Below are 24140 nucleotides of genomic sequence, written 5' to 3'. Positions count from 1 at the left end.
GGTTGTTGTGCGATGCACCCATGTGCCAAGCCTTGGGCGATTACGCCACCCTTGCAGCGCAGAAAGTCGCATCTCCTTGTCCCGGCTCATCCAGTTCAACAAACCCCATGGCGTGATCTGCCAGTTCAGCCGGGATGGCGACCGCCCGACTCTGGCGGATTTCGTCGACGTTCCGGGCGTTTACCCCGCCGGGCGGCTCGATCATGACAGCGAGGGGCTGGTGCTGCTTACCGCCGACGGTCGCCTGCAGGCCAGAATCGCCGATCCCAAATTCAAGATGGCGAAGACCTATCTGGTGCAGGTCGAAGGCACGATTACCGAGGACGCGCTCGCAGCCCTGCGCAATGGTGTGCAATTGCAGGACGGCATGACCCGCCCCGCCGAGGCGAGCGCGATTGCCGACCCCGATCTGTGGCCGCGCGATCCGCCCGTGCGCTTCCGCAAGACCGTCACCGATGGCTGGATCAGTCTCACCATCCGCGAGGGCCGCAACCGGCAGGTGCGGCGGATGACCGCAGCGGTGGGCTTTCCCACGCTCAGGCTGGTGCGCTGGGCAGTGGGGCCGTGGTCGCTCGATGCATTGCCGCTCGGCCAGTGGCGCGAGGTGGATGCGGGCTGATCAGCCGTCCGCGTCGTCCCCATCTTCGTCGTCGTCAACAAACGCGACGCTACCCATGTTGCCCAGCGTCAGCAGCAGTTCGCACGCAGCATCGCTCACGGTGTCGAGCGTGAGGCTGTCGTTGGCGCAGATCGCCTCGGCGAGCGCGTAAGTCTCCGCTCCGCATTCGAACGTTTCGCCGTCAACGAACAGCATCAGCGCATCGCGACCTTCGCGCACAAAGGCAAACCGGCTGGCGGGATTGCGCTGAAGCTCCATCTGCTGCTCGATAGCCTCTCGGATATCGTCAAGGCTCAGCGGCTCTTCGGGGCGCCAATCGATATCGGGATACTTGCGCGTGCTGCTGGCGGCGCCGAACCAGCGTGCGAACCGCCGCTTGTCGCCCAGCGCCTCGAGCACCATCGCCTGCAGCCGATCGAGCGCATCGGCGCCGATCTCGCCGGGGTTGGCCTGGAGCGCGAGGCCGGGGTCGGTATAGCGGTCGTCCTCGCTCAGGTCCTCGAGCAGATGATCGTTCCAGTCGCCGATCAGTTCGGCGCGCGAGGGTGCACGAAAGCCGATCGACAGCGTCATGCAATCGTCGCCCAAAGCGATGCCGTTGTGCGACACCCCGGGTGGGACATAGAGCATGTCGCCGGGCTCGAGCACAAACTCCTCGGTCGCTGCAAAGTCGCGCAGCAGCTTGAGATCGCCATGCGGCAGCAACGGGCTGTTCTCGTCGCACATCGCGCCGATCTGCCAGCGCCTGCGCCCCTGCCCCTGGATCAGGAACACGTCATATTGATCGAAATGCGGCCCCACCCCGCCACCATCGCTGGCAAAGCTGACCATCACGTCATCGACGCGCCAGTTGGGGATAAAGCGAAACGAAGCCAGCAGCGCGGCGACCTCTGGCACATGATGGTCGACCGCCTGCACCAGCAAGGTCCACGGGTTCGATCCCAGCGACGCAAAGCGCTCTTCGGCCAATGGCCCATGCTCGACGGCCCAATCGGGGCCGGCCTGCTCGATCAGCCGAGCCTCCACCTGCGGCTCGCACGCCAGCCCTGCCAGCTCATCGGCCTCGACCGGGCACTGCCATTCATCCCACGGGTTGCGGATCAGCAACGGCGCGCGCTGCCAATGGGTGGCGAGGAACTGGGCGGGATCAAAATGGGCAAGCTTCATCCACCCCCCTTTTCAGCCGACCGCAGCCGCGTCCAGCGTTTTCACCCCAGCAGGTCGTGCTTCTTCAGGCAGTGGCGCAACTGGTCGTAACTCAGCCCCAGCGCCTTGGCTGTCTGGCGCTGGTTGTAGCGGTGCCGGGCGAGCGCGGCCTGCAGGATGCGCTTTTCATGCGCGTCGACCGCACCGCGCAGATCGTCCACCGCGTCGAAGTTCATCGTCTGGTCGAGCGTTGCGCGGACGCCCGAGTCCGATAGAGCGGCGTCGATTACCTCGTCGCAGGGCGAATCCGCTGCGGCGGGGCGCCTGGAGGGCTGCGGCTTCCAGGGGGATTCGAATGGATCGAAGACGATATGGTCCACCTTGCGGTCGGGATCGTCCCAGCGATAGACCGCACGCTCGACGACGTTGCGCAGCTCGCGGACATTGCCCGGCCAGCTGTGGCGCTTCATTGCCTCGGTCGCCATTGCGCCGAAGCCCGGCCAGTCGGGCCAGTCGAGCTCTGCCGCCATCCGCCGCCCGAAGAAATCAGCGAGCACCATGACATCGCCCTCGCGCACCCGAAGCGGCGGCAAGGTCACCACCTCGAACGAGAGGCGATCGAGAAGGTCGGCGCGGAAGCGGCCCTGGTCGACCAGTTCGGGCAGATGCTCGTTGGTAGCCGCGACGATGCGGACATCGACCTTGATCGCGCGCGAAGAGCCGATGCGGGTAATCTCGCCATATTCGACCGCGCGCAGCAGCCGCTCCTGCGCAGCGGAGCTCAATGTCGCGAGTTCGTCGAGGAACAATGTGCCGCCATCGGCCTCCTCGAACCGCCCTTGCCGCGCGCGGGTGGCACCGGTGAAGGCGCCTGCCTCGTGCCCGAAAAGTTCGGCCTCGATCAGCGTCTCGGGAAGCGCGGCGCAGTTCAATGTGATCAGCGGGCCATCCCAGCGCGAGGACAGGCGGTGGAGGCGCTCGGCGATCAGTTCCTTGCCGGTGCCGCGCTCGCCGATGACCAGCACCGGACGGTTGAGCATGGCGGCGCGACTGGCGCGTTCGACCGCATCCAGAAAGGCGCCTGACTCGCCGATGAACTGATTGCCCCGCTCCATGACCCAAGGAATAGTGCAAAATCCCAACACATGGCAATCCCAACCAACACGCGGCGCATTGGAATTTTCCAAGATCTTGTTTTTCCAGTGTTTTTCGAACTGGCACGCACCCTGCAATGTAGCAGGCAACACCGACACACAGCGGTACAAGGGAGAAAGCAAGTGCGTTACGCGAACCAGTCCAACGACCAGCCGGCACAGGAAGACAGCGTCTTCAAGTCCACCCTGGTTACCACGGTCGCGGCGCTGATGCTGGTCACCACGCTGTTTGTCACCGCATTCGCCAGCATCGAGGCAGCCGCCTCACCCGCCCGCCCGGCGGTCGATGCCGGCAAAATGGTTTCCGTCCGGTATCTTGCCTGACGGATCTGGCCGGGACGCTTACCCCCCCTTGCCCCGTCCCGGCCAGCCTCTTCCAACTGAAATGCAAATGGGGGTAAGGTGGATCAGGATCCGGTCCACCCGACCTTAACGAACGGAGTTTTCGCCATGGGAATTTTCTCTCGAACCCGCGACATCATTGCCGCCAATGTTACCGAGCTGCTCGACAAGGCCGAAGACCCGGCGAAGATGATCCGGATGATCATCCTCGAGATGGAAGAAACCCTGGTCGAAGTCCGCGCATCTGCCGCGCGCACCATTGCCGACCAGAAGGAAATGAAGCGCCACGTCGGCAAGCTGGAACAGCTGCAGGCCGACTGGACCGACAAGGCCGAGCTGGCGCTGTCCAAGGACCGCGAAGACCTCGCCCGCGCCGCTTTGCTCGAAAAGAAGAAGGCCGCCGATATGGCTGATCAGCTCAATGTCGAAATCAACGTGCTCGACGATGCGCTGCGCGCTTCGGAACAGGACATCGCCAAGCTGCAGGCAAAGCTGCGCGAAGCCCGGATGCGCCAGAACAACATCATGAGCCGGCTGGAAAGCGCCGAGAACCGCGTCAAGCTGCGCACCATGTACAATGGCGACAAGGTCCGCGAAGCATTCAGCCGCTTCGACCTGCTCGAGCGCCGCGTCGACATGGCCGAGGGCCGCGCCGATGCACTGGGCATGGCCGAGGATGAGCGCGGCGAGCGCAAGGCACTGGGCCAGCGTAGCCTGGACGACGAATTCGCCGCCCTCGCCGGATCGGACAAGGTCGACGAAGAGCTCGAGGCGATGAAGCGCGCCCTGAAGAAGGAGGGCTGATCCGATGGAAGACATCCTGGTCCCCATCTTCGTCGTCGGCATGCTGTTCATCGGACTGCCGTGGCTGATCTTCCACTACATCACCAAGTGGAAGACCGCAGCGACGCTTACCAGCTCGGACGAGAATCTGCTGGAAGAACTCCACGCCATGGCGCGTCGTCTCGACGATCGCATGGACACCGTCGAACGGATCATTTCCGCCGACAACCCCGACTGGCGCCCGGCGCGGCTGACCAGCGCGGATGACCAGGACGACTACGGCCTGGAACAAGTTGAGCGCCTGCTGAAGGAAAGGGTAAGGAAATGAGCCGGTTGGACAAATACAGCTACGACGCCCCCGCACCGCGCAAGACGAAGTTCTATCGCAACAAGCAGAACGGCAAGCTGATGGGCGTCTGCGCAGGCATCGCCGACTACACCGGGATCGATGTGGTGTGGATCCGCGTGGCCGCGGTGCTGCTGACGCTGATGACCGGCTGGGTGCTGATGGGATATCTGGCCATGGGCTTCCTCGCCGAGAAGAAGCCGGCGCACCTTTACACCGATGATCAGGACCAGAAGTTCTGGCAGGGTGTGCGCCAGTCACCGGGCCGCACCGCCCGCGACGTCAAGGCCCGCTTCCGCGAGATCGACCGCCGCCTGGCCGATGTCGAGCTGTTCTACACCGCCAAGAACACCCGGCTGGCCGACGAGATCGAAAGCCTGCGCTGAGCAGCAGGATCGGGCAGTCATCATCAACAACAAGGTTTCAGGAGACTATCATGAGCTGGGGTGGACCGGGTTTTGTCCTCGCGATCATCATGCTGTCCATGGGGGCCTGGGTGATCACCACCTGGATCCGCGCCAAGCATGGTTATCCGCTCGAAGATCAGTGGACCGGCAAAGTCATTGAACGAAGCGATCCCGACGCTGATCGAAAAATATCGCTGCTCACAAACGAAAACGAGCAACTGACGGGAAAGATCGGACGGCTGGAAGAACGGATCGCAGTGCTGGAACGCATCGCCACCGACGCCAACAGTTCGAGCAACCGCCTCGCCGATGAAATCGAACGGCTGAGAGTACAGAAGGACAGCGCGTAATGGAAAAGCTGGCACTCATTGAAGCTCTTGCACCGGTTCTAGTTGCTGGCTGCATGATGATCACCTTCGGCTGGGTTGCCACAACCTGGCTGCGCATCAAGAACGGCTATCCGCTCGAAAACAGCTGGGGCAAGGCGATCTATCCCAAGACCGACCAGGAATCGGTCGAGCGGATCAAGCTGCTGAGCCAGGAAAATGCTCAGCTGCGCGCCGAGCTGGGATCGATCAAGGACCGTCTGGGCAACGTCGAGCGGATCGTCACCGATGATGCGCACCGCCTGACCCACGAGATCGAGGCACTGCGCGACAAGCGCGCGAACTGAACCGGACTGCCATAAGGGGGCATGAAACGATGTTCGATTTTATCTGGGCCGCCATCCCGCTTGCACCATTTGCCATTGGCGGGCTCGCCATCTGGACCCACCACAAGCGCAAGACGCTGGAGCTGGAAGTCGAGCTGACCAAGGCGCGCGCGATGGAGCGGCCGCAGGTGAGCGACAAGCTCGAACAGCGGGTCCGCACGCTGGAACGCATCATCACCGATGGCCGCGGCCGCGACGACCTCGCCCAGCAGATCGAGGATCTGCGCGAGAAGCAGCTGAGCTGAACCACTGAAGACTGTTTGAGGGAAAAGGCATCATGAATCCGTTTGAAATGGTGATCGGCATCGTTCTGATCGTGATGGTCGCGAATGTCATGAAGGCCCGGTACAAGGCCAAGCACGGCATCCTGGAAGACGAGCACGGCAATGAGCAACTCGCCAGGCCTGCCGACACCGGCGAAGCATCGCGCCTGCGCGAGGAAGTGCGATCGCTGAAGGAGCGGGTACAGGTGCTGGAACGCGTGATCACCGATCAGCGCCAGACCAGCGACCTCAGCCTTGAAATCGAGAAACTGCGCGACCGCTGATGCGGCGCATGAACCACCAACCGGGCGGCGGGGGCCGTAAAGGGTAATATCATGGAAAGCGCCTATCTCTATCTGACGATAGCCACATCGGCCTTGCTGGCCATTGCACTGGTCTCGTCCACCGCGCTGCGCGGCTGGCGCGACTGGCTGGCGTTCAAGCGCCACGAAATGGAGGCGCACAGCCCTTCGCTGGGTGACGGCGGATCGCCCTCGACCCATTCGCGGATCGAGATCGCCGACCTGAAGGAACGCATCCGCAAGCTGGAAGCGATCGCCGCCGGGGTGGAGCTGTAAGAATTGCCGGTCGCTGCGGGGTGACTTTGCCCCGCCGCATCGCTATCTGCCCCCCATGACAACTCCCTCGCCCACACTGGCCGAACTGGCCGAAGAATATGAATTCCTCGACGCCGATGATCGCTATCGGCTGATCATCGATCTGGGCCGCACGCTCGACGCGATGCCCGAGGCGCTCAAGACCGACGCGACATTGGTCCGCGGCTGTTCCGCCTCGGTCTGGGTCTACCCCACCCGCACCGACGATGGGTCCTTGCATTTCCTCGCCGACAGCAACGCCGCGATCACCAAGGGCATCATCGCCCTGGTGCTGCTGAGCGTGCAGGACAGGGCGCCGGCAGAGGTGGCCGCTGCCGATATCGAGGGCGCGCTCGCCCCGTTCGATCTGAAGAACCAGCTCTCGTCGAACCGCACGCAGGGCATCCCCAACATGATTGCGCTGATCCGCGAGACGGCGGGGCGGTATACGGGTTAGGCCCGAACGGAAAAAAGATCGTCAGGCACTGGCGCTAGCCCGGGTCCACTCCGGGGGGCACATCGCGGACCAGTTGCAGCGCGGAATGTTCGTCCGCATCCCCTTGGCGATAGGTTTCCGTCCGCGCAATCCGGCCCGGATTGGAAAGGTCGAAACCCAGCGCGATCAGATGGGATTCGTGCAAGGGATCGAGGTCCGTTGCATCGCGAAAGGTCCATTCGAGGCTCTTTCCGCCCGCTGGCACCGAAGCCACCAGGCGTGGCTGATTTCCCTGCGGACAATAATGCGTCGCGAGCAGATCAGGCCCGTCGCGATGGTAAAGCGTCATCGATTGCGGCTGATCACCCCGCAGCCACTCCTCGACCAGAACGCTTCCACCCGCAGTCAGCGAGAACCGGATGCGCAATGGCGATTGCGGCTTGTCGACCTGACGCCAAATGCCGACCAGGCTTTTCAGCTCCGCAAAACTCGCCGCCACCGGGTCCTGCGCAGGATCCTGTGCTGCGGCTACCGGCACAGCGCCCAAACCGAACCCCAGCAAAAAGACCGTCGACCATAGGCGTTTCATAGTGTCCTCCAGTGGAATTCAGTGGGCAAATCCATGCTTTGATCCCGTAATGGCCAACCGGCCGTCCGTCAGCGGAATATGACTTCCGGGCGCAATCGCAGCGAGAAGAGACACCTGGCCTCCTTCGGACTGTGCAGCACCACAACGCTTTCGTCACCCCCGCGAAGGCGGGGGTCCCGCTTCTGCGCGCACGTCAGCCACCAAGCGGGATTCCCGCGTTCGCGGGAATGACGGCATTGGGCAATCGGAACGCAGGTTTGACGCCAGCCCCTCGCCACACCATATAGCGCCCCATGACATCCCCCTTCGAAGCCCTGCCCGTCCATTTCACTCTACCTGCCCGCGATGCGCGCGGCCGTTTCGTGCGGCTCGACAGCGTGCTGCGCGAGATTCTCGCGGCGCATGATTACCCGACCTGCATCAAGCTGGTGCTGGCCGAGGCGATCACGCTCGCCGCGCTGATCGGCTCGCTGATGAAGCAGGATGGCGGCCAGGTAACCATTCAGGCGCAGACCGAGGGCGGCATCGTCGAGTTGCTGGTGGTCGATTATCGCGGCGGCGAGTTGCGCGGGCATGTCCGCTTCGATGCCGAGCGGCTGGCGCGGCTGGGCGCCAACCCCTCGCTGTTCGCTTTGTTCGGCAAGGGATATCTGGCGATGACCTTCGACCAGAGCTTCGGCAAGGGCCGCTATCAGGGCATCGTGCCCTTGGACGGGGATTCGCTGTCGCAGGCGTGCGAGAGCTATTTCACCCAGTCCGAACAGGTGCCGACGATGATCCGCATCGCGATCGAGAGCGACGCCACCGGCTGCCGCAGCGCGGGCTATCTGGTGCAGCACCTGCCCGAGGGCGAGGAAGGCCGCGAACGGCTGCACGTGCGGCTCGATCATCCCGAATGGGAGCATGTCTCGATCCTGTCGAGCACGCTGACGCATTCGGAACTGCTCGATCCTGCCGTCGATGGGCGCGACCTGCTGTGGCGGCTGTTCCACGAGGAGGACGAGGTCCGCGCCGAGGATGGCGTCGCGCTGGTCAAGGGTTGCCGCTGCAATCTCGACCATATCCGCGATGTCATCGGCCGCTTTCCGCCCGAGGAACAGGCCGAAATGGTCGGCGATACCGGCACTATCGTGGTCGACTGCGCCTTCTGTTCGCGCGCGTTCCATATCGATCCTCCGGCTGCGACGCCGGGCTGAAAGCGCGTTTTCATCCAAGACGGGGCCGCAAACCTGCCATAATTGTCGGCTGATTTGGCCATCATTCGCCTGTAAGCCCTCCAGATTGCCTGGGGCAAGAAACCTGTATCGGGTCGCACTCACTTGACTGTTCCTGCCGCCTTGGGGCGCGGGGACCAACGATAGGGTTACACCAGATGACGATGCTTCACCTTCGCTGGAAATGGATGGCCGTTGCCGCTGCTGCAGCGGGGCTCGCCTGCGTTCCTGCCCCCGCTCAGGGCCCCGAACTCGCCATGCTCAACAAGGTCCAGCCGGGATTGTGGAATTTGAAGGAACGCGGCAGCGCGCAGAGCGCCGACAAGATCTGCATCCGCGACCCTCGCAAGCTGCTCCAGCTGCGCCACAAGGACGTCCAGTGCAGTCGCTTCGTTGTTTCGGACGAGCCCGACGAAGTGACCGTCACCTATCGCTGTGCCAGCGGCGGGTCGGGTCGCACCACAATCAAATATGAAGGCCGCGGGCTGATCCAGATCGATTCGCAAGGCATCGCGCAGAACTCGCCCTTCGCGATGACGATGGAAGGCCGCTACGCGGGCGCTTGCGGCGGCTGAACCCGGCGCGGGCTGAGACCTGCACGTTTTCTTAACCACATCGGGTGTAGAGCAGCCGGGTGCCGGACTCGGTACGCTTTCCTCCATTCAGGTCTTAACGACCTCACTGGGCCGCCGGACACGTCCGCGCGGCCCGATTTTTTGGTTTGCCCGAGATGGCGCGGCGCAATATGCGCAAAGCCATGACCCAGCCTCAGAAAACCGCCGTTGTCCTGCTATCGGGCGGGCTCGATTCCATGGTCTCTGCCGCGCGCGCGATCGAGCAGGGCTTTGCCGTTGCCGCGCTGACCATCGATTACAACCAGCGCCACCGGGTCGAGATCGAGGCGGCGCGCAAGATCGCCGCGCATATCGGCGCGGTGCGGCACATCGTGCTTCCGCTTGACCTGCGCCAGTTCGGTGGATCGGCGCTGACCGACGATATCGACGTACCCAAGACCGGGGTCGGCGAAGATATCCCGGTGACCTATGTGCCCGCGCGCAACCTCATCTTCCTGTCGCTCACGCTGGGCTGGGCCGAGGCGCTGGGCGCGCGCGACATCTTCATCGGGGTCAACGCGCTCGATTATTCGGGCTATCCCGATTGCCGCCCCGAATTCATCCAGGGCTTCGAGCGGCTGGCCGACCTCGCCACCAAGGCGGGCGACCAGGGCGAGCCGTTCACCATCCACGCGCCGCTGCAGTTCCTCGGCAAGGCCGAGATCGCCGCCGAGGCCGCGCGGCTGGGTCTGGATCCGGGGATGAGCTGGTCGTGCTACGATCCCACGCCCGAGGGCAAGGCATGCGGCCTGTGCGACAGCTGCCGCCTGCGCAAGCAGGGCTTCGCCGATGCCGGGCTGGTCGATCCGACAGTGTACGCGGCCTAGATCAAACCATTCCCAGTTTCGTCATTCCCGCGAACGCGGGAATCCCGCTCTTGTCGAAACACCGGCGCAAAAGTGGGACCCCCGCCTTTGCGGGGGTGACGGCTCAAGTGGAAATTACTCCGCGATCGACCCTTCGAGCGCGGGCTCTGCCGGAGCGGGTGCAGGCGCAGCCTGCGGCGCATCGCTCGCCAGCGCGCGCTCGGGTGCGGTGGGCGCAGCCTTGCCGGTCACGCCCGGCACCGGCGGCAGATCGGCGGGGTCGGCGAGCGGCGCATCATTGGGCAGCAGCTCCAGATCGGGCAGCTCGTCGCTGATCGTGCCTTCGGGTGCGCTGCCCTGCGCGACCGCTGTGCTGTCCGCAGCCTTGTCCTGGCATCCGCCGAGCGCGAGCCCCGCTGCTGCCAGCGACAGTCCCAGAAAGATCGGCTTCACCATCATCATGTCTCCTGTACCGCAGCTGCTTGGCACGTCCCGCCCAGGCCTGCAAGAAAGCGCGGGGCCTGCGCTGCGAGCGCGGCGTCGAGATCGGCCATGGTGGCAGCGATGCCGAGATCCGCGAGGCTGGTCACCGGATATTCGGCAATGCCGCACGGCACGATGCCGCCGAAATGCGTCAGGTCCGGGTTCACGTTGACCGCAAAGCCGTGCATCGTCACCCAGCGCCGCACCCGCACGCCGATCGCGCCGATCTTGGCTTCCTGCCCATTGAGCGTGTCGGTCCAGATACCGATCCGTCCCTCGGCGCGGCGCGCAGACACGCCCAGATCGCCCAGCGAGGCGATCACCCAGTCTTCGAGCGCGTGGACAAAGCAGCGCACATCCCTGCCCCGCTGGCGCAGATCGAGCAGCACATAGCCCACACGCTGGCCGGGGCCATGATAAGTATAACGCCCGCCGCGCCCGGTATCATAGACCGGGAACTGCTGGCTGAGCAGCTCGGCGGGATCGGCGCTGGTGCCACCAGTGTAGAGCGGCGGATGCTCGACCAGCCAGATCAGCTCTTCCGCCTCGCCCGCCTCTATGGCGCGGTTGCGCTCCTCCATTGCGGCCAGCGCCTGAGGATAGGGGAGCAGGCCCGATTCGATCCGCCATTCGGGGATCGCCGCCTCGCCTGTCTGTGCCGTTGCTTTGGTCGATGCCATACTGCCCTTGCCTTCCAGCCCGGAGCCCGGCGCCAAATGCCTTGCGCGCTGTGCCCGTGCCGTTTAGCGCAGGCCTTTAATCGCTTTAGGCAGTGAGGCCAATCCCGCCATGACCCGCAAGCTCGATCTTTCCGCCTGCTGGAACGAGGTGATGCACCTGTTTCGCGCCAATCGCGAACTGCTGCTGAGCGTGGCCGGGGTGTTTATCCTGTTGCCGGGGCTCGCCTTCGCGATGTTCTCGCCCCCGCCGGTCAGCGCCCCCGACGCGACGCTCGAGACGATCTACCAGGGGATGCAGCAGTTCTACACCGACAATATCTTCTGGATCATCCTGATCGGCCTTGCCAACGGCTTTGCCAGCGTGGTGATGCTGGCGCTGATCCTCGACCGCGGGCAGCCTTCGGTAGGTGAGGCCATGCGCCGCGGGCTGTCCATCCTGCTGCCCTATTATGCGATGGGGATTTTGAGCGGGGTCATGGTGTTCTTCGGCTCGCTGGCCTTTGTGCTGCCGGGCATCTACATCTTCATCAAGCTGCTGGTAGCAGGCCCGGCGATGGTGGCCGAGCGCAACTACAAGATCACCGCGGCGCTGCGCCGTTCCTGGGCACTGACCAAGGGCAACAGCGGCCGCGTGCTGGTGTTCGTGCTGGTCGTCGCGGTCACCGCCTTCTTCGTCTATCTGACCTCCGTGACCGTGATCGGCCTCGTCATCCGGCTGGGCATCGGGGGCGACATGGCCGAAACGCTGACCACGCTGGTCGATGCGGTGCTCAGCATGTTCCTGAGCGTGCTGATGGTGTGCGTCTATGCAGCGCTCTATCGGCAGTTGGCCGGCCCCGCGGCCGAGGACGTCGCCGAAACCTTCAGCTAAATCAGAGGGACGTGCGGCGCAGCCTCGCGCGGGATCAACCCGGTGAGGCGCGGGTCGTCCATGACCTCGATCTCGCGCGCGATCGGCACAAACCCTTGGGCGATGTAGAAACCCGGTGCGCGCGGATCATCCAGCGTGCAAGTGTGCACCCACACCCGCTTGATACCGGCGCGCCAGGCCAGCGTCAGCGCCTGCGCCATCATCCAGCCACCGAAACCCTGGCCGGTCAGCTGCGGGATCAGCCCGAAAAAGGCGATCTCACAGGCCCCGGATTGGCGAAAATCGAGTTCGAGCAGCCCCACCTCGATGCCCTGAGGGTCGAGCACCGCGAAGATCTCGACTGCCGGGTGATGAACGATCGCGGTCAGCGCGTCGTCCGAAAGCAGCAGCCGCGAGAACCACAGCCACGGCTCGCCCACCCTGCGATAGAGCATGCGGTACTTGTCCGCTGATGGCGCCTGCCAACGCTTGAGCCGCAGCGGGACCGGCTTGAGCGGCCGTGGGCGCGGGCGGGCGCGCATCTCAAAATGCGTGACGATAGTGGCAAGCTTGCCGGGCGCGACGGGGGTGAAGTGCGATGTCATGCCCCTGCTCTAGCCAGAGAGGCCCTGCCTTGCCATCCCTGTGTGATTCACATATCATAAGCGACCGATGGACATCGCATTCGATCCCGCCAAGGACGAGGTCAACCGGTTCGAGCACGGTGTACCCCTCGCGTTCGGCAAACGGGTTTTCGATGATGCGCAACTCGTTCTTCTGCCGACGATCCGCTTGGGGGATGAGGAAGAGCGATTCAAGGCCATCGGCCTGGTCAGCGGCAAACTGTGGACCGTCATTCACGTTTGGCGGGGCGACACATGCCGCCTGATATCGGTAAGAAGGAGCAATTCTGGTGAACAAAGAGACTATGATCGCTATTCCGGCAGACCCTAACGATCCGGAAGATCGGGACGTAAGCGTTGCCGGACTGGAACGGGGGCTGATGGGTCGCCGGATCCGCATGCTGCGCAATCGGCTGGGCATGAGCCAGGACGAGTTTGCTCGCGCCTATGGCATTCCGCTCGCCAATATCCGCCAGTACGAGATCGGACGGCACATGCCGCCGCCCGCGGTGCGCGCCTATCTCAAGGTCATTGCCGCGGAACCCGAACTGGCAGCCAAGGCGATCGCCGACGCGGCCTGATCAGCGAAAGACGCAGTTCACGCCCGACCACAGGTTGGTCACCTTGGCCTTGGGTCCGGGGCCATCCAATATGCCCGAAAGCCCGGCGGCGTTGAACTCGGTGCCCAGCGTCGTCTGTTCGATCGTCGCATCATAGACATCGAGCAACTGCGTGCGGCTGGACCCGATGCCGATTCCGCTGATCGTGGTGAGCTTGGGCGCAGGCTGGCCCGTTGCGGGCTTGGCGGGAACCGCAGCGCCAGCCTCATCGAGCGCCCAGCCGGCGAACAGCCCATCGAGCGAATACAGCGTCAGCCCGTCATCCCAACTCAAATAACTCAGCGGGCCTGCACCACATTCTTCGTTGCGACCCGCCTTGGCCGGGCCCTTGAGCTTCTCTGCAACCAGCCTCAGCTGCGCCTGATCGACTCCGAACGCCAGTGGCCGTGTCGCGCCGCTTTTGGGATCGACCAACCGCAGCCCCTCGCCATCCAGGCTGATCACCGGCGGGTGACCCGATGCTGCCGGATTGCTTTCTGCCCCGCCCTCGCCCGGAAGCGCGATCGCCGGATGTCCCGGTGGCAGGTCGATGCCCTGATGCGGATCCTGCGCAGCCTCGGCCCGTTTCTCCGGCTCGGCCTGGCAAGCGGCAAGCAGGGTCGCGGCCAGCAAGGGCAGCGCGGCGAGGATCGGGCGGGTTTGTGTCATGCCCGCATGATTAAGCGGGCTCAGCGCTCACGCAAAGCGGCATTTTGCAGCGGCGATGCTTTGGCGGCGTCAGTTCGACAGCAAAAGCGCCGGGCGGTCCTCGCCCGAAGCGGGGTTGGCGAGCGTGGACGCTGCGGAATGGGCGACCTTGCTCTTGTGACGGAACTGCCCATCGACATGACCACCCTGCTCGATGGTGATCGTCTCGTAGCTGACGTCACCAGTCACCTGCGCGCTGGCGGTGATCACCAGATCGCGGGCATCGACCGATCCGGTCACATTGCCTGCGAGTCGCGCGGTCTCCGCAGTGATCGCGCCGTGGATGCTGCTCGATTCGCCCTGCACCAGCGAGGCACAGCTGATATCGCCTTCCACCCGGCCATCAATGTGCAGATCGACCTTCGCCGAGATGTTGCCGGTGATCACCACATCGGAGCCGATCACGGAGAAAGTGGAATTACCGACCATGCTGGATCCTGACCTGGCTGAGCGGGCGTTAGCGGGTGGCGTCGTCGGTCCGCTGTTCGGCGACGGCTTGGATCTTGAGAACATCTCGGTTGGCCTCCAGAAACGGGCGGGGGTTCATGGCACGGTCGTTGTGGCGCACTTCAAAGTGCAGATGCGTGCCGGTGGACCGGCCGGTGCTTCCCATGCCGCCCAGGCGTTCACCCTTGTCGACCTTCTGCCCGATGCGGACGCCGATCGAGGACAGGTGGGCATAGCGGGTCACGAGGCCGTTGCCGTGCGACACTTCGACGCAATTGCCATAGCCGTTCTTCACGCCCGCGAAAACGATCTTGCCCTGGGCCGCTGCGAGGATGGACGAGCCGTGCGCACCCTTGAAATCGATGCCGCTATGGAGCGCTGCCGCGCCGGTGAACGGATCGCGGCGATAGCCGAAGCCGCTGGTGATGGCCGGAGCCAGAGCCGGCGCGCCCGAAGGGATGGCGACAAGGCCCCGCTCGAGCGCATCCATGCGCGCTAGCGTCTGGCCTAATGTCGTGAAGCGACGGTCGAGCCGAAGCGCGCCCGAGCTCTTCAGCGGAATGAACGGACCACCCTGGGCGGACGCGCTGGCGCGTGCGACGCTGTCCGGGTTGAGGCCGAATTTGCGAATGGCCTGTTCGGCGGCGCTGGCGCGCACTGCCGCGGCCTTGGTCAGTTGCTCGACAAAGGCGATCTGGCGGGCTTCCATGCGGGCAAGCCCTGCTGCCTCGGGAACCATGGCGCTGATCTTCTTGGCCGTCTTGGCCGCCTCGTCGCTGCTGCCCTTGGCGGCATCACCCACCACGGTGGTGGCATCCTCGCTGGCGGCCTGCTCGCCGATATAGCTGGTGACGATGTCTTCGAGAAATGCCTGGCGCTTTTCCAGGTCGGCGGCGACGTCGTTGACCGAGGAGCGATAGGCGGCAACGCGGCTGGCGGAGCTTTCGACCTGCGCCTGCTTGGCCACCAGCGCCAGCCGCTCCGCGCTGATGCTGTACTGGCTGACCAGCATGGCAAGCGTGACCAACAGCCACAGCAGCAGCGCAGCAGCAATCGCGCCCGCAACCGCCATCTGCAGCCGCGCCGAAACCTTCACGAATTTGATCTGCCCCTGCGACCGCATGAAAAATTCGCGATCAGGGAACCATTGCGCAAGCGTATCGGTAACACGCTGGCGCACCATTGAAATGCGCACGACCCGTTCGACCCTAAAATTAACCCCGAAGCGCGGCTAGCAAAGCGAATCGGGGTTGGCGAATCGACTCCCTCGTGATTGCCACGAGTCGGACGAGTCGTGCGATGAACCGCATTTCGAAGTGAATTTTTCGCAATTGAAGCGACATTCAAGCTGTCAAAACCTCCGTGCAATCGGTTGCGAGTCGTTTTTTTCCTATCCAGCGGGGTTGCCGAGTCGCGGCTTGGAACCACTGCCTTGCGCTGCTACAGGCGGGGCATGTTGACCGCCGCCCCCTCCACGCCCGAACTGACTGCTGTCCAGATCATCGATCGCTGCTGTCAGGACGCGCGCCAGGCATCGACCAGCCTCAAGCGGATGAGCAACACGGCCAAGGCCGAAGCCCTGCGCGCCGCGGCCAAGGCCTTGCGCGCCGACACGGCGGAGATCCTTGCAGCCAATGCCCGCGACTGCGAGGCCGGAGCTGCACGCGGGCTTACCCCTGCCCTGCTGGACCGGCTGCGGCTGGACCCGGCACGGCTTGCCACGATCGCCGAAAGCGTCGATGCCGTCGCTGCACTGCCCGATCCGGTGGGTGAGGAAATCGACCGGCGCACCGCGCCTGCGGGCATGACATTGCGCCGGGTGCGCGTGCCGATCGGGGTGATCGGGATCATCTATGAAAGCCGCCCCAACGTCACCATCGACGCCGCTGCCTTGTGCGTGCGGTCGGGCAATGCGGTGATCCTTCGCGGCGGCAGCGAGGCGATGCACAGCAACCGCGCGCTGCACGCCAGCTTTGTGCGCGGGCTCAACGGCGCAGGGATCGGCGCATCGGCGGTGCAACTGGTGCCGACCCAGGATCGCGATGCCGTCGGTGCGATGCTCGCGGCCAGCGGCGGAATCGACCTGATCATCCCGCGCGGCGGCAAGTCGCTGGTCGCGCGCGTTCAGGCCGATGCGCGCGTTCCCGTGCTCGCGCATCTCGACGGCATCTGCCACAGCTTCGTCCATGCGGCCGCCGACCCTGATATGGCCAAGGCGATCGTCGTGAATGCCAAGCTGCGTCGCACCGGAATTTGCGGGGCGATGGAAACGCTGCTGATCGACCGGGACTATCCTGATGCTGCGTCCTTGCTCGCGGCGCTGGCCGATGGCGGTTGCGAGGTACGCGGCGACGATATGGTGCTTGAGCTCGAACCACGCGCAGTCTCGGCGAGCGACGAGGACTGGGACACCGAATATCTCGACGCCATCGTCTCGGCGGCCTTTGTCGACGGCCTCGATGGCGCGCTCGCCCATATCGCGCGGCACAGCTCGGGCCACACCGATGCGATCATCACCAGTGATGCTTCCGCCGCCGCGCGGTTCCAGGCCGAAGTCGACAGCGCCATCGTGATGGTCAACGCCTCGAGCCAGTTCGCCGATGGCGGAGAATTCGGGCTGGGCGCGGAGATCGGCATCGCCACCGGGCGGCTGCACGCACGCGGACCGGTCGCGCTGGAGGGGCTGACGACATACAAATGGCTGGTCGAAGGAACGGGTCAGGTTCGCGCCTGATCGCCGGTTGCCGCCAATGCGTATACATTGTATACATGCGCCCATGAGCAAGTCACAGGTCATCACCGCCCGCATCGATCCCGAAGTCATGGCGCTCGTCGATCGCCTCGCCGCCGCGCAAGGCCGCAGCCGTAGCTGGCTCGCCGCCCGCGCGATCGAAAAGATGGCCCGCGCCGAAACCGCGTTCCTGGATTTCGTCAAGGAAGGCGAGGATGCGATCGGGCGCGGCGACTATCTGACCCAGGAGCAGATGGAGGAGTGGATCACCGAGATGAAGGTGGGCGCCAGAGCGAAGATCGCTGCCCAGAAGCATGAGCGAGATGAAGCAGCCTGATGCAAGTAAAGTGGTCGCTGCCAGCGCAGGCTGACTTTCTCAAATTTTACGAGAGCGCTCTTGAGCAAGACCCGACCTACGCTCTCAATATCGTCGAGGCGCTTGAGGCAGCGATTTCCCGATTGCTTGAATTCCCGCGGCTGGGATCTCCTGTCGGAGCGTCGGGTCATCGCAAATGGCGAATGAAGAAGGCCCCGTTTTTGATGATCTATGCTGTCGAGGACGATGGATTGCACATCCTGCGCGTCTATCACGAGCGCCAGGACTGGGGTCTGCCTGAATGAACAACCGTCCCGTTCGCACCGGCCTGCTCGGCGGATCGTTCAACCCGGCGCATCGCGGACACCGCGCGATCAGCCTGTTCGCGATGGAAGCCTTGGGGCTCGACGAGATCTGGTGGATGGTCAGCCCCGGCAACCCGCTGAAGGCCGGCGCATCCGACATGGCCAGCCTCAAGGCGCGGCTCGCGTCTGCGCGCAAGATGAGCCGCCGCAGCCGCATCCGCGCCACCGCGATCGAGTCGCAGCTGGGCACGCGCTACACCGTCGATACGCTTTCAAAACTGCGCAAACGGCATCCCAGGCGCGAGTTCATCTGGATCATGGGCGCGGACAATCTGGCCAATTTCCACCGATGGCACCGGTGGCGCGACATAGCGCGGCAAATGCCGATTGCAGTCATCGCCCGGCCCGGATATGATGGAGGTGCCATTACGGCCCCCGCAATGGCCTGGTTCGGGCATCGTGTCCGGCCCCGGGACCAGGCAAGTGACTGGACACGATGGAGTATGCCGGCGCTCGTGCAGCTGCGCTTTCGTCCTGATCCGCGATCTGCCACTGCTTTGCGCAGGGGTGATCCCGACTGGTCCCTGGATTACGCCGATGCAATCGTGCGCGATGCAGTGACCCGGCAGGTCCTAGCGTGACGGCCCCAGCCGGACCTTCATCCATCCCTTGCCGGGATATGTTTTCAACCCCTCACCCTGTGCCTTTCTCGCGGTCGCCGTTCCGGCGCCGGACCCATGATCAAGCGTATTTTCGCAAGGAGTTCCATTGACCAATCTTTCCCCCACCCCGACCGGCACCGCCCAGCCCGGTACCGCCCAGACCGGCGCGGTTCGCCCGTCCCACCGGACCGCGGAAACGCAGCTGGCCGAAGCCACCGAACTGCACGCGCTGGTGATGCAGTCGCTCGACGACGATCAGGCGCAGGAAGTGGTCTCGATCCCGCTCGCCGGCAAAAGCAACATCGCCGATTTCATGGTCATCGCCTCGGGTCGCTCGACCCGCCAGGTCGCGTCGATGGCGCAGAAGCTCGCCGAGAAGATCAAGCAGTCCGGCGGCATCGCGCGGATCGAAGGTCTGACCAATGCCGATTGGGTTCTGATCGATGCCGGCGATGTCATCGTCCATCTGTTCCGCCCGGAAGTGCGCACCTTCTACAATCTGGAACGCATGTGGGCCTTTGGCGACGCGCCGGAAACGCCCAACGCCTGATCCGTACACGCGGATCCAGCACTGACCCGTCCAGGCAGGATGATCGTCTATGCGCCTGCACATCATCGCGCGCGGCAAGATCGGCCGGTCGCCCGAGGCCGAGCTGGTGCAGCGCTATGTCAAGCGCATCCAGTGGCCGCTGGCGATCACCGAGCTGCCTGACCGCGGCGGCACGGTACCGCCGCCGGTGCAGGGCAGCCGCACCGTGATGCTCGATGAACTGGGCAAGCAGATGACGTCGATCGACATCGCTCAGGCGCTCGGACGCTGGCGTGATGACGGCGTGCGCGAAACCCGCTTCCTGATCGGCGCGGCGGATGGCTTTGACGATGCCGAGCGCGAAGGCGCCGACCTGCTGATCGCGTTCGGCAAGGCGACCTGGCCGCACCTGATGGCGCGCGCGATGCTTGCCGAGCAGCTCTACCGCGCCACAAGCATCCTGGCCGGCCATCCCTATCATCGCGAGGGCTGAGCGGTCGTGCGGCGCCCCCTTGCCCTGTTGCTGGTGGCAGGCGCGCTGATCGTCGCTGCGCTGCCGGGAAGCGCTGCCCCCGTCCAGCGCGGGGTCGATCTGCTGGAGCAGGAACGCGCCGCACTCGCCCGCTCGCTCGCCGACGCCAGGGCCGCCGCGCGCCGCAGCCGCCAGCTCGAACAGCAGGCCGAGGCCGCCACCGAAGCAGCCGACAAGGCGCGGCGCGATGCGCGCGCGCTGGCATCGCGGGTGCAGGAGGCCGAGGCCGAGATCGCTGCGGCCGAGGCGCGGGTGAAGATCATCGCCACGCTGCAACGCGCGCAAAGGGCGCGGCTGGCCAGCCGCCAGCAGCCGCTGGTAAGGCTCACTGCGGCGCTGCAATCGCTGGCCCGCCGCCCCATCATGCTCGCGCTGGTCCAGCCCGGATCGATCGACGACATGGTCCGCGTGCGTGCGGTGCTGGCCACCACCCTGCCCCGGGTCGAGGCGCAGACCGCGCTGCTGCGCAAGGACATCGCCCGCTCCGCCGATCTGGCCGCACAGGCCAGGCGCGCCACCCGGCTTCAGCGCGATGGCCGCAGGGAGCTGGCCAACCGGCGCGCCGCGCTGGCGCGGCTCGAGGCCCGGTCGCGCGCGCAGTCGCGCCAGCTCGCCAGCACATCGGCGCTGGAGGAAGAGCGGGCGCTGGGGCTCGGCGAACGCGCACGGGATCTTGATGCGCTCGTCGGCGATATCGAGGCGAGCGGGTCGTTGCGCGCGCAGCTGGCGGCGCTGGACGGCCCGGTGCTGCGCCCGCCCCGACCGCAACAGTCGCAGGTCGTCGAAAACGCGCCCGTCGCGACCCGCAGCGCCCGCCCCGCCTATCGCCTGCCGGTGATGGGAGCGATCGTCTCTGGCTTTGGCGAGGTCGCGACCACCGGGGTTCGTTCGCGCGGGCTCACCATAGCCGCGCGCCCCGGGGCGCAGCTGATCGCGCCCGCCGATGGCCGGATCGGGTTTGCCGGCCGCTATCGAGGGTTCGGGCGCATCGTCATCATCGAGCATGTCGGCGGCTGGACCAGCCTGATCACCGGAATGGACAGTACCGCGCTCAAGGTGGGTGAACGCGTCGCGCAGGGCGATCCGATCGGCCGCGCGGGCGACAACCGTCCCCGGATCACGGTCGAGCTGCGCCGCAATGGTCGCCCGATCGACATTGCCGCGCTGATCAGCTGAGAGCCTGCCATTCACCTGCCAGAAAGGTGCCGACGTTAGCGTAGACCGCTGGTCGAAGCGGATCGGTTCTTGATGGCAAAGCATCTGGCATTTTGCTGCGCAGACGCCTAGATTATATCCACCGCGTTTTGGGGAATGCGTGACGATCATTGCCTGGGGAGTGCTCTGGCCATCCGCGATGGCCGGGCTATCGCGACCCGGGCCGAAGTCCAGACCGGTTCAACAACAAGGTTGCGTTTGATGATGAAGTCCCGCCTCGCCCGAGTTTCCGCAATTGCCCTGGCCGTCGCGCTGGTGCCCGTGGCGACATCGGCCATTTCGCAAGTCGAATCCGATACCCAGGCGGAGATTTCGCGCTTCGTCGATATCTTCGAGCGGGTGAAGACCGATTATGTCGAGCCGGTGGACGACGACAAATTGGTGCGCGGCGCGATCGACGGCATGCTCGCCAGTCTCGATCCGCACAGCAGCTATCTCGATGCCCGCGATTTCGCCAATCTGCGCACCCAGACCGAAGGCATGTACGGTGGCCTGGGTCTGTCGGTGACGATGCAGGACGGCGCGGTCAAAGTGATCGCCCCCACCCGCGAGACCCCCGCCGACAAGGCCGGGATCAAGGCGGGCGACTATATCACCCATCTCGACGGCAAGCTGATCTATGGCGGTACGCTCGACGATGCGGTTGACCAGATGCGCGGCGAACCGGGCACCTCGATCAAGCTCACCATCGTGCGCGAAGGCCGTGACAAGCCGTTCGACGTCAGCGTCACCCGCGCGATCATCGACCTGAAGCCTGTCACCTGGGAGGTGAAGGACGATATCGGCATCATAACCATCGCCAGCTTCACCGCCAGCGTCGGTGCAGATGTCGAAGAGGCGGTGCAGGGCATCGAAGCGAAGCTTGGTCGCAAGCCCACCGGCTATGTGCTCGACATGCGTTCCAACCCCGGCGGGCTGCTCGACGAAGCCGTCGCGGTGTCGGATGCGTTCCTGCAGAAAGGCGAGATCGTCTCGCAGCGCGGCCGCCACAAGGGCGATATCGAACGCTATTATGCGCGTCCCGGCGACGTCATCAATGGCGCGCCGCTGATCGTTCTGGTCGATTCGGGCTCCGCCTCGGCTTCCGAAATCGTCGCAGGCGCGCTGCAGGACCATCGCCGCGCATTGGTGATGGGCGAGCGCAGCTTCGGCAAGGGATCGGTGCAGACGCTGCTGCCGCTGTCGCGCACCACCGCGCTCAAGCTCACCACCGCGCGCTATTTCACGCCCTCGGGCAATTCGGTGCAGGAAGGCGGGATCGAACCCGATATCGCGGTTCCGCAGCTGTCCGACCCGGATTACAAGACCCGGATGAAGCTGCGCGAATCCGATCTGCGCGGGCATCTGATCAATGAGATCGGGCTCGACGACAAGGATCTGGAGGTCGACAAGCTCGCCGATCCGCGCTTCACGATGACCACAGAGCAGCTCAAGGAAAAGGGCATCGAGGACTTCCAGCTCTATTACGCGCTGGCAACGCTGCAGCGCACCACGCTGGCGAGCGCGCGGCTGGCTGCAACCCGCGGCGTTCCTGCGCGTTCCACTGTTGCGGCCCGTCCGGTGACTCGCCGCAACTGAGCATCAGCGTTCAGGATGCTGCAGTTTTCCTTGCTTGTTTCGGGGGCCTGATCTGACATGACTTCGCGCGCGCCGCGTATCGCTGCCTGGCTGGCACTGCTTATCCCTGCATCCCTGCTCGGGGGGGCGCTGGTCAGCCAATATGTCTTCGGGCTTTACCCGTGCGAGATGTGCTACTGGCAGCGCTGGCCGCATTGGGCTGCGCTGGCGCTGGGCGGCATTGCGGTGCTCTCGGTGCGGCGCGTACAGGGCCTGGCCGTTGGCATGGCGGCGCTTGCCGCGATCGCCATCGCCACCAGCGGGCTGATCGGCGGATTTCACGCCGGAGTCGAATATGGCTGGTGGGAAGGCCTTACCACCTGCGCCACCTCGGTGCCCGCAGGGGCCACCACCGACGACGTGCTCAACTCTATCATGGCCGCACCGCTGGTTCGCTGCGACGCGGCGCCCTGGTCGATGTTCGGCATCTCGCTCGCAGGCTATAATTTCCTCTTGTCGCTGGCCGGGGCGGCCGCCATCTATCTGCTGCTACGCCGCAAACAGCCGGGAACCATAGTCGCATGACCCACCAGAACGAGCCGCTCAACCCCGCCAGGCGCGAGATCGATCTTTCCGAGATGATCCGGGTCAACCAGGCCGGGGAATATGGCGCGACCCGCATCTATGCAGGCCAGCGCGCGGTGATGGGCGATACCGGGCCCGAGGCGCGTGCGATCGCCGGGATGGCTGAGCAGGAAGAGGTGCACCGCGCGTTCTTCGACCGGATGATGGCCGAGCGCGGGGTCCGCCCTACCGCATTGCAGCCGTTCTGGAATGTCGCAGGCTTCGGCCTCGGCGCGGTAACCGCTTTGATCGGTCCCAAGGCGGCGATGGCCTGCACCGTCGCGGTCGAGACCGAAATCGACCGGCATTATTCCGAGCAGCTGGACGAACTGGGTGACAGCGATCCCGAGCTCAGCGCGGCGATCGCGAAATTCCGCGACGAAGAGCTTGAGCACAAGGAGCGCGCGCTGGCCGAGGGCGCCGAACAGGCGGTGGGCTATCCCGTGATGAGCGCGGTGATCCGCATGGGCTGCCGCGCGGCAATCGCGCTTTCCAAGCGTATCTGATCTGGCCAAAGCGTCACGCCTCGTTCATGCACGGGCGGATACAGGCCGACACTGCTGATCTGATCTTGAGGAGACTGACGATGAAGACCGGAACCCTGGCAGCCCTGCTGCTTATTGGAACGGCCTTCGCCGCGCCGGCCTCCGCTCAGGATGCTGCTGGCGACAAGGTGGTGCAGAGGATCGTTTATGGCAGCGATGCCTGCGAGCCTTCGACCAACCCCAATGAGATCGTCGTGTGCATGCGGATGGACGAGCAGGAGCGCTATCGCATTCCCGAGAAGCTGCGCAGCGACCCCAATTCGATCGCCAACACCTCGTGGACCGAGCGGGTCCGCTCGATGGAAACGGTCGGCAACTTCGGCACCGACAGCTGCTCGCCGGTCGGCGCGGGCGGGTTCACCGGCTGCAGCCAGCAGCTTGGACTGGCCGCACGGCTCGAGAAGAAGACCAGCGAGGAAGTCGTTGCAGGCCGCCTGATCGAGGAAGAGCGCCAGCGCCGCCTGTCCAACATCGATGCTGATGCCGCCGCGGTCGAAGCGCGTGAAGATGAAATCGCCGCCGAACTGGATTCGCGCAAGGCCGAACGCGAAGCGGCTGCCGCCGCGATGCGGGCGCAAGCCGATGGCCTCGAACCCGAGCGCAAGCCCGAGCCGGAAACCCCCTCGCCCGAATAAGCGCGTCCGCGCCCGGCGATCTACCGACTTGCGCGACTAACACACCTCGCCCATATAGGGTGCGGGCGAAGG

Annotated in this window: 37 protein-coding genes; 28 read left to right on the top strand and 9 right to left on the bottom strand. The window is 64.8% G+C overall.

Annotated features, from left to right (window positions below; translation table 11 throughout):
- Nucleotides 1-76 precede the first annotated feature (76 nt).
- Nucleotides 77-619, top strand: coding sequence for a pseudouridine synthase (locus B5J99_RS11370; protein ID WP_117352433.1), 543 nt, complete (start codon nt 77-79; stop codon nt 617-619).
- Here the strand turns inward: B5J99_RS11370 and B5J99_RS11365 are convergent, their stop codons facing one another.
- Together B5J99_RS11365 and pspF are read right to left on the bottom strand one after the other, a co-directional pair.
- Nucleotides 620-1786: a ribosomal protein uL16 3-hydroxylase gene (locus tag B5J99_RS11365; RefSeq protein ID WP_117352432.1), complete on the bottom strand. Its 1167-nt coding sequence runs from the start codon at nt 1784-1786 to the stop codon at nt 620-622.
- Between the two features lie 41 nt (nt 1787-1827).
- Nucleotides 1828-2880: a phage shock protein operon transcriptional activator gene (gene pspF, locus B5J99_RS11360; protein ID WP_054136096.1), complete on the bottom strand. Its 1053-nt coding sequence runs from the start codon at nt 2878-2880 to the stop codon at nt 1828-1830.
- A gap of 30 nt (nt 2881-2910) precedes the next feature.
- Here pspF and B5J99_RS19555 point away from each other — a divergent pair, with 30 nt between their 5' ends.
- From B5J99_RS19555 to B5J99_RS11310, 10 genes are all read left to right on the top strand, one after another.
- On the top strand, nt 2911-3243 hold the full coding sequence (locus B5J99_RS19555; protein WP_162892570.1) for a hypothetical protein: 333 nt from the start codon (nt 2911-2913) through the stop codon (nt 3241-3243).
- Between the two features lie 126 nt (nt 3244-3369).
- Entirely contained in the window at nt 3370-4065 is a 696-nt protein-coding gene (pspA, locus tag B5J99_RS11350) for a phage shock protein PspA (RefSeq protein ID WP_054136094.1), read from the top strand.
- A gap of 4 nt (nt 4066-4069) precedes the next feature.
- Nucleotides 4070-4372 (top strand): envelope stress response membrane protein PspB, encoded by a 303-nt coding sequence (gene pspB / locus B5J99_RS11345; protein ID WP_054136093.1) that lies wholly within the window; start codon nt 4070-4072, stop codon nt 4370-4372.
- Nucleotides 4369-4776, top strand: a complete 408-nt coding sequence (gene pspC, locus B5J99_RS11340) for an envelope stress response membrane protein PspC (protein WP_054136092.1) — start codon at nt 4369-4371, stop codon at nt 4774-4776. The genes pspB and pspC overlap by 4 nt, the downstream gene beginning before the upstream one ends.
- A 50-nt stretch (nt 4777-4826) precedes the next feature.
- Nucleotides 4827-5147 carry a hypothetical protein gene (locus tag B5J99_RS11335; RefSeq protein ID WP_054136091.1) on the top strand — a complete coding sequence of 107 codons (321 nt, stop codon included), beginning with the start codon at nt 4827-4829 and terminating at the stop codon, nt 5145-5147.
- Complete coding sequence (locus tag B5J99_RS11330) at nt 5147-5470, top strand: hypothetical protein (RefSeq protein ID WP_054136090.1); 324 nt, start codon at nt 5147-5149, stop codon at nt 5468-5470. Before B5J99_RS11335 ends, B5J99_RS11330 begins: the two co-directional genes overlap by 1 nt.
- Nucleotides 5471-5499: 29 nt before the next feature.
- On the top strand, nt 5500-5754 hold the full coding sequence (locus B5J99_RS11325; RefSeq protein WP_054136089.1) for a hypothetical protein: 255 nt from the start codon (nt 5500-5502) through the stop codon (nt 5752-5754).
- 32 nt (nt 5755-5786) lie between these two features.
- The gene (locus B5J99_RS11320) at nt 5787-6056 is read left to right on the top strand and encodes a hypothetical protein (RefSeq protein WP_054136088.1); all 270 of its coding nucleotides are present in this window, start codon (nt 5787-5789) and stop codon (nt 6054-6056) included.
- A gap of 51 nt (nt 6057-6107) precedes the next feature.
- On the top strand, nt 6108-6350 hold the full coding sequence (locus B5J99_RS11315) for a hypothetical protein (protein WP_054136087.1): 243 nt from the start codon (nt 6108-6110) through the stop codon (nt 6348-6350).
- 55 nt (nt 6351-6405) lie between these two features.
- Nucleotides 6406-6825, top strand: coding sequence for a SufE family protein (locus tag B5J99_RS11310; RefSeq protein WP_117352431.1), 420 nt, complete (start codon nt 6406-6408; stop codon nt 6823-6825).
- A gap of 34 nt (nt 6826-6859) precedes the next feature.
- Here B5J99_RS11310 and B5J99_RS11305 read toward each other — a convergent pair whose 3' ends face one another.
- The gene (locus B5J99_RS11305; protein WP_162892569.1) at nt 6860-7351 is read right to left on the bottom strand and encodes a hypothetical protein; all 492 of its coding nucleotides are present in this window, start codon (nt 7349-7351) and stop codon (nt 6860-6862) included.
- Nucleotides 7352-7686: 335 nt separating this feature from the next.
- Here B5J99_RS11305 and hslO point away from each other — a divergent pair, with 335 nt between their 5' ends.
- The 3 genes from hslO (at nt 7687) to queC (ending at nt 10048) form a co-directional block, all read left to right on the top strand.
- Nucleotides 7687-8589: an Hsp33 family molecular chaperone HslO gene (gene hslO, locus B5J99_RS11300; protein WP_069049609.1), complete on the top strand. Its 903-nt coding sequence runs from the start codon at nt 7687-7689 to the stop codon at nt 8587-8589.
- Between the two features lie 176 nt (nt 8590-8765).
- A complete protein-coding gene (locus B5J99_RS11295; RefSeq protein ID WP_069049608.1) occupies nt 8766-9182 on the top strand; it encodes a DUF3617 domain-containing protein in 417 nt (138 codons plus the stop codon).
- Between the two features lie 182 nt (nt 9183-9364).
- Entirely contained in the window at nt 9365-10048 is a 684-nt protein-coding gene (queC, locus tag B5J99_RS11290) for a 7-cyano-7-deazaguanine synthase QueC (protein WP_425456396.1), read from the top strand.
- 114 nt (nt 10049-10162) lie between these two features.
- Here queC and B5J99_RS11285 read toward each other — a convergent pair whose 3' ends face one another.
- Nucleotides 10163-10489 (bottom strand): hypothetical protein, encoded by a 327-nt coding sequence (locus tag B5J99_RS11285; RefSeq protein WP_162892568.1) that lies wholly within the window; start codon nt 10487-10489, stop codon nt 10163-10165.
- Nucleotides 10486-11190, bottom strand: coding sequence for a lipoyl(octanoyl) transferase LipB (lipB, locus tag B5J99_RS11280; protein ID WP_117352429.1), 705 nt, complete (start codon nt 11188-11190; stop codon nt 10486-10488). The genes B5J99_RS11285 and lipB overlap by 4 nt, the downstream gene beginning before the upstream one ends.
- Before the next feature lie 109 nt (nt 11191-11299).
- Here lipB and B5J99_RS11275 point away from each other — a divergent pair, with 109 nt between their 5' ends.
- Nucleotides 11300-12061 carry a glycerophosphoryl diester phosphodiesterase membrane domain-containing protein gene (locus B5J99_RS11275; protein ID WP_117352428.1) on the top strand — a complete coding sequence of 254 codons (762 nt, stop codon included), beginning with the start codon at nt 11300-11302 and terminating at the stop codon, nt 12059-12061.
- Here B5J99_RS11275 and B5J99_RS11270 read toward each other — a convergent pair.
- Nucleotides 12058-12645, bottom strand: coding sequence for a GNAT family N-acetyltransferase (locus tag B5J99_RS11270; RefSeq protein WP_117352427.1), 588 nt, complete (start codon nt 12643-12645; stop codon nt 12058-12060). The two genes, B5J99_RS11275 and B5J99_RS11270, sit on opposite strands and share 4 nt — an antisense overlap.
- 67 nt (nt 12646-12712) lie before the next feature.
- Between B5J99_RS11270 and B5J99_RS11265 the strand changes: the two genes are divergently transcribed.
- Together B5J99_RS11265 and B5J99_RS11260 are read left to right on the top strand one after the other, a co-directional pair.
- On the top strand, nt 12713-12994 hold the full coding sequence (locus tag B5J99_RS11265) for a BrnT family toxin (protein WP_117352426.1): 282 nt from the start codon (nt 12713-12715) through the stop codon (nt 12992-12994).
- Nucleotides 12954-13244 carry a helix-turn-helix domain-containing protein gene (locus B5J99_RS11260; RefSeq protein WP_150126191.1) on the top strand — a complete coding sequence of 97 codons (291 nt, stop codon included), beginning with the start codon at nt 12954-12956 and terminating at the stop codon, nt 13242-13244. Before B5J99_RS11265 ends, B5J99_RS11260 begins: the two co-directional genes overlap by 41 nt.
- Here B5J99_RS11260 and B5J99_RS11255 read toward each other — a convergent pair whose 3' ends face one another.
- The 3 genes from B5J99_RS11255 to B5J99_RS11245 form a co-directional block, all read right to left on the bottom strand.
- Nucleotides 13245-13931: a hypothetical protein gene (locus B5J99_RS11255; protein ID WP_117352425.1), complete on the bottom strand. Its 687-nt coding sequence runs from the start codon at nt 13929-13931 to the stop codon at nt 13245-13247. It abuts the gene before it with no gap.
- A 69-nt stretch (nt 13932-14000) separates the two neighbouring features.
- The gene (locus B5J99_RS11250; RefSeq protein WP_054136075.1) at nt 14001-14399 is read right to left on the bottom strand and encodes a bactofilin family protein; all 399 of its coding nucleotides are present in this window, start codon (nt 14397-14399) and stop codon (nt 14001-14003) included.
- 28 nt (nt 14400-14427) lie between these two features.
- On the bottom strand, nt 14428-15612 hold the full coding sequence (locus B5J99_RS11245; protein WP_342768867.1) for a M23 family metallopeptidase: 1185 nt from the start codon (nt 15610-15612) through the stop codon (nt 14428-14430).
- 258 nt (nt 15613-15870) lie between these two features.
- Between B5J99_RS11245 and B5J99_RS11240 the strand changes: the two genes are divergently transcribed.
- The 11 genes from B5J99_RS11240 to B5J99_RS11190 all read left to right on the top strand — a co-directional run bounded on the left by B5J99_RS11240 (nt 15871) and on the right by B5J99_RS11190 (nt 24068).
- The gene (locus B5J99_RS11240; protein WP_117352424.1) at nt 15871-17151 is read left to right on the top strand and encodes a glutamate-5-semialdehyde dehydrogenase; all 1281 of its coding nucleotides are present in this window, start codon (nt 15871-15873) and stop codon (nt 17149-17151) included.
- A 43-nt stretch (nt 17152-17194) separates the two neighbouring features.
- A complete protein-coding gene (locus B5J99_RS11235; protein WP_069049598.1) occupies nt 17195-17485 on the top strand; it encodes a CopG family ribbon-helix-helix protein in 291 nt (96 codons plus the stop codon).
- On the top strand, nt 17485-17769 hold the full coding sequence (locus B5J99_RS11230) for a type II toxin-antitoxin system RelE/ParE family toxin (RefSeq protein ID WP_054136072.1): 285 nt from the start codon (nt 17485-17487) through the stop codon (nt 17767-17769). Before B5J99_RS11235 ends, B5J99_RS11230 begins: the two co-directional genes overlap by 1 nt.
- On the top strand, nt 17766-18410 hold the full coding sequence (locus B5J99_RS11225) for a nicotinate-nucleotide adenylyltransferase (protein ID WP_054136071.1): 645 nt from the start codon (nt 17766-17768) through the stop codon (nt 18408-18410). Before B5J99_RS11230 ends, B5J99_RS11225 begins: the two co-directional genes overlap by 4 nt.
- Nucleotides 18411-18666: 256 nt before the next feature.
- Entirely contained in the window at nt 18667-18981 is a 315-nt protein-coding gene (gene rsfS, locus B5J99_RS11220; RefSeq protein ID WP_117353468.1) for a ribosome silencing factor, read from the top strand.
- 49 nt (nt 18982-19030) lie between these two features.
- Entirely contained in the window at nt 19031-19453 is a 423-nt protein-coding gene (locus B5J99_RS11215; RefSeq protein WP_069049597.1) for a 23S rRNA (pseudouridine(1915)-N(3))-methyltransferase RlmH, read from the top strand.
- A gap of 6 nt (nt 19454-19459) precedes the next feature.
- Nucleotides 19460-20668 (top strand): murein hydrolase activator EnvC family protein, encoded by a 1209-nt coding sequence (locus tag B5J99_RS11210; protein WP_117352422.1) that lies wholly within the window; start codon nt 19460-19462, stop codon nt 20666-20668.
- A gap of 243 nt (nt 20669-20911) precedes the next feature.
- Nucleotides 20912-22285 carry a S41 family peptidase gene (locus B5J99_RS11205; protein WP_117352421.1) on the top strand — a complete coding sequence of 458 codons (1374 nt, stop codon included), beginning with the start codon at nt 20912-20914 and terminating at the stop codon, nt 22283-22285.
- A 57-nt stretch (nt 22286-22342) separates the two neighbouring features.
- Complete coding sequence (locus B5J99_RS11200; RefSeq protein ID WP_117352420.1) at nt 22343-22849, top strand: disulfide bond formation protein B; 507 nt, start codon at nt 22343-22345, stop codon at nt 22847-22849.
- Entirely contained in the window at nt 22846-23394 is a 549-nt protein-coding gene (locus tag B5J99_RS11195; protein ID WP_117352419.1) for a demethoxyubiquinone hydroxylase family protein, read from the top strand. Before B5J99_RS11200 ends, B5J99_RS11195 begins: the two co-directional genes overlap by 4 nt.
- A gap of 80 nt (nt 23395-23474) precedes the next feature.
- Entirely contained in the window at nt 23475-24068 is a 594-nt protein-coding gene (locus B5J99_RS11190) for a hypothetical protein (protein WP_054136065.1), read from the top strand.
- Nucleotides 24069-24140 lie beyond the last annotated feature (72 nt).

This window comes from Blastomonas fulva, assembly GCF_003431825.1.
Taxonomy (GTDB): domain Bacteria; phylum Pseudomonadota; class Alphaproteobacteria; order Sphingomonadales; family Sphingomonadaceae; genus Blastomonas; species Blastomonas fulva.
This window is presented reverse-complemented; position numbering and strand designations above follow the sequence as displayed.

Excerpts from the sequence above, each read along its gene's own strand:
- B5J99_RS11365 (WP_117352432.1), bottom strand. The coding sequence starts at position 1,786 with ATGAAGCTTGCCCATTTTGATCCCGCCCAGTTCCTCGCCACCCATTGG.
- pspF (WP_054136096.1), bottom strand. The coding sequence starts at position 2,880 with ATGGAGCGGGGCAATCAGTTCATCGGCGAGTCAGGCGCCTTTCTGGAT.
- B5J99_RS19555 (WP_162892570.1), top strand. The coding sequence starts at position 2,911 with ATGGCAATCCCAACCAACACGCGGCGCATTGGAATTTTCCAAGATCTT.
- pspA (WP_054136094.1), top strand. The coding sequence starts at position 3,370 with ATGGGAATTTTCTCTCGAACCCGCGACATCATTGCCGCCAATGTTACC.
- pspB (WP_054136093.1), top strand. The coding sequence starts at position 4,070 with ATGGAAGACATCCTGGTCCCCATCTTCGTCGTCGGCATGCTGTTCATC.
- pspC (WP_054136092.1), top strand. The coding sequence starts at position 4,369 with ATGAGCCGGTTGGACAAATACAGCTACGACGCCCCCGCACCGCGCAAG.
- B5J99_RS11335 (WP_054136091.1), top strand. The coding sequence starts at position 4,827 with ATGAGCTGGGGTGGACCGGGTTTTGTCCTCGCGATCATCATGCTGTCC.
- B5J99_RS11330 (WP_054136090.1), top strand. The coding sequence starts at position 5,147 with ATGGAAAAGCTGGCACTCATTGAAGCTCTTGCACCGGTTCTAGTTGCT.
- B5J99_RS11325 (WP_054136089.1), top strand. The coding sequence starts at position 5,500 with ATGTTCGATTTTATCTGGGCCGCCATCCCGCTTGCACCATTTGCCATT.
- B5J99_RS11320 (WP_054136088.1), top strand. The coding sequence starts at position 5,787 with ATGAATCCGTTTGAAATGGTGATCGGCATCGTTCTGATCGTGATGGTC.
- B5J99_RS11315 (WP_054136087.1), top strand. The coding sequence starts at position 6,108 with ATGGAAAGCGCCTATCTCTATCTGACGATAGCCACATCGGCCTTGCTG.
- B5J99_RS11310 (WP_117352431.1), top strand. The coding sequence starts at position 6,406 with ATGACAACTCCCTCGCCCACACTGGCCGAACTGGCCGAAGAATATGAA.
- hslO (WP_069049609.1), top strand. The coding sequence starts at position 7,687 with ATGACATCCCCCTTCGAAGCCCTGCCCGTCCATTTCACTCTACCTGCC.
- B5J99_RS11295 (WP_069049608.1), top strand. The coding sequence starts at position 8,766 with ATGACGATGCTTCACCTTCGCTGGAAATGGATGGCCGTTGCCGCTGCT.
- queC (WP_425456396.1), top strand. The coding sequence starts at position 9,365 with ATGACCCAGCCTCAGAAAACCGCCGTTGTCCTGCTATCGGGCGGGCTC.
- B5J99_RS11285 (WP_162892568.1), bottom strand. The coding sequence starts at position 10,489 with ATGATGATGGTGAAGCCGATCTTTCTGGGACTGTCGCTGGCAGCAGCG.
- lipB (WP_117352429.1), bottom strand. The coding sequence starts at position 11,190 with ATGGCATCGACCAAAGCAACGGCACAGACAGGCGAGGCGGCGATCCCC.
- B5J99_RS11275 (WP_117352428.1), top strand. The coding sequence starts at position 11,300 with ATGACCCGCAAGCTCGATCTTTCCGCCTGCTGGAACGAGGTGATGCAC.
- B5J99_RS11270 (WP_117352427.1), bottom strand. The coding sequence starts at position 12,645 with ATGACATCGCACTTCACCCCCGTCGCGCCCGGCAAGCTTGCCACTATC.
- B5J99_RS11265 (WP_117352426.1), top strand. The coding sequence starts at position 12,713 with ATGGACATCGCATTCGATCCCGCCAAGGACGAGGTCAACCGGTTCGAG.
- B5J99_RS11255 (WP_117352425.1), bottom strand. The coding sequence starts at position 13,931 with ATGACACAAACCCGCCCGATCCTCGCCGCGCTGCCCTTGCTGGCCGCG.
- B5J99_RS11250 (WP_054136075.1), bottom strand. The coding sequence starts at position 14,399 with ATGGTCGGTAATTCCACTTTCTCCGTGATCGGCTCCGATGTGGTGATC.
- B5J99_RS11240 (WP_117352424.1), top strand. The coding sequence starts at position 15,871 with ATGTTGACCGCCGCCCCCTCCACGCCCGAACTGACTGCTGTCCAGATC.
- B5J99_RS11235 (WP_069049598.1), top strand. The coding sequence starts at position 17,195 with ATGAGCAAGTCACAGGTCATCACCGCCCGCATCGATCCCGAAGTCATG.
- B5J99_RS11230 (WP_054136072.1), top strand. The coding sequence starts at position 17,485 with ATGCAAGTAAAGTGGTCGCTGCCAGCGCAGGCTGACTTTCTCAAATTT.
- B5J99_RS11225 (WP_054136071.1), top strand. The coding sequence starts at position 17,766 with ATGAACAACCGTCCCGTTCGCACCGGCCTGCTCGGCGGATCGTTCAAC.
- rsfS (WP_117353468.1), top strand. The coding sequence starts at position 18,667 with ATGCAGTCGCTCGACGACGATCAGGCGCAGGAAGTGGTCTCGATCCCG.
- B5J99_RS11215 (WP_069049597.1), top strand. The coding sequence starts at position 19,031 with ATGCGCCTGCACATCATCGCGCGCGGCAAGATCGGCCGGTCGCCCGAG.
- B5J99_RS11205 (WP_117352421.1), top strand. The coding sequence starts at position 20,912 with ATGAAGTCCCGCCTCGCCCGAGTTTCCGCAATTGCCCTGGCCGTCGCG.
- B5J99_RS11200 (WP_117352420.1), top strand. The coding sequence starts at position 22,343 with ATGACTTCGCGCGCGCCGCGTATCGCTGCCTGGCTGGCACTGCTTATC.
- B5J99_RS11195 (WP_117352419.1), top strand. The coding sequence starts at position 22,846 with ATGACCCACCAGAACGAGCCGCTCAACCCCGCCAGGCGCGAGATCGAT.
- B5J99_RS11190 (WP_054136065.1), top strand. The coding sequence starts at position 23,475 with ATGAAGACCGGAACCCTGGCAGCCCTGCTGCTTATTGGAACGGCCTTC.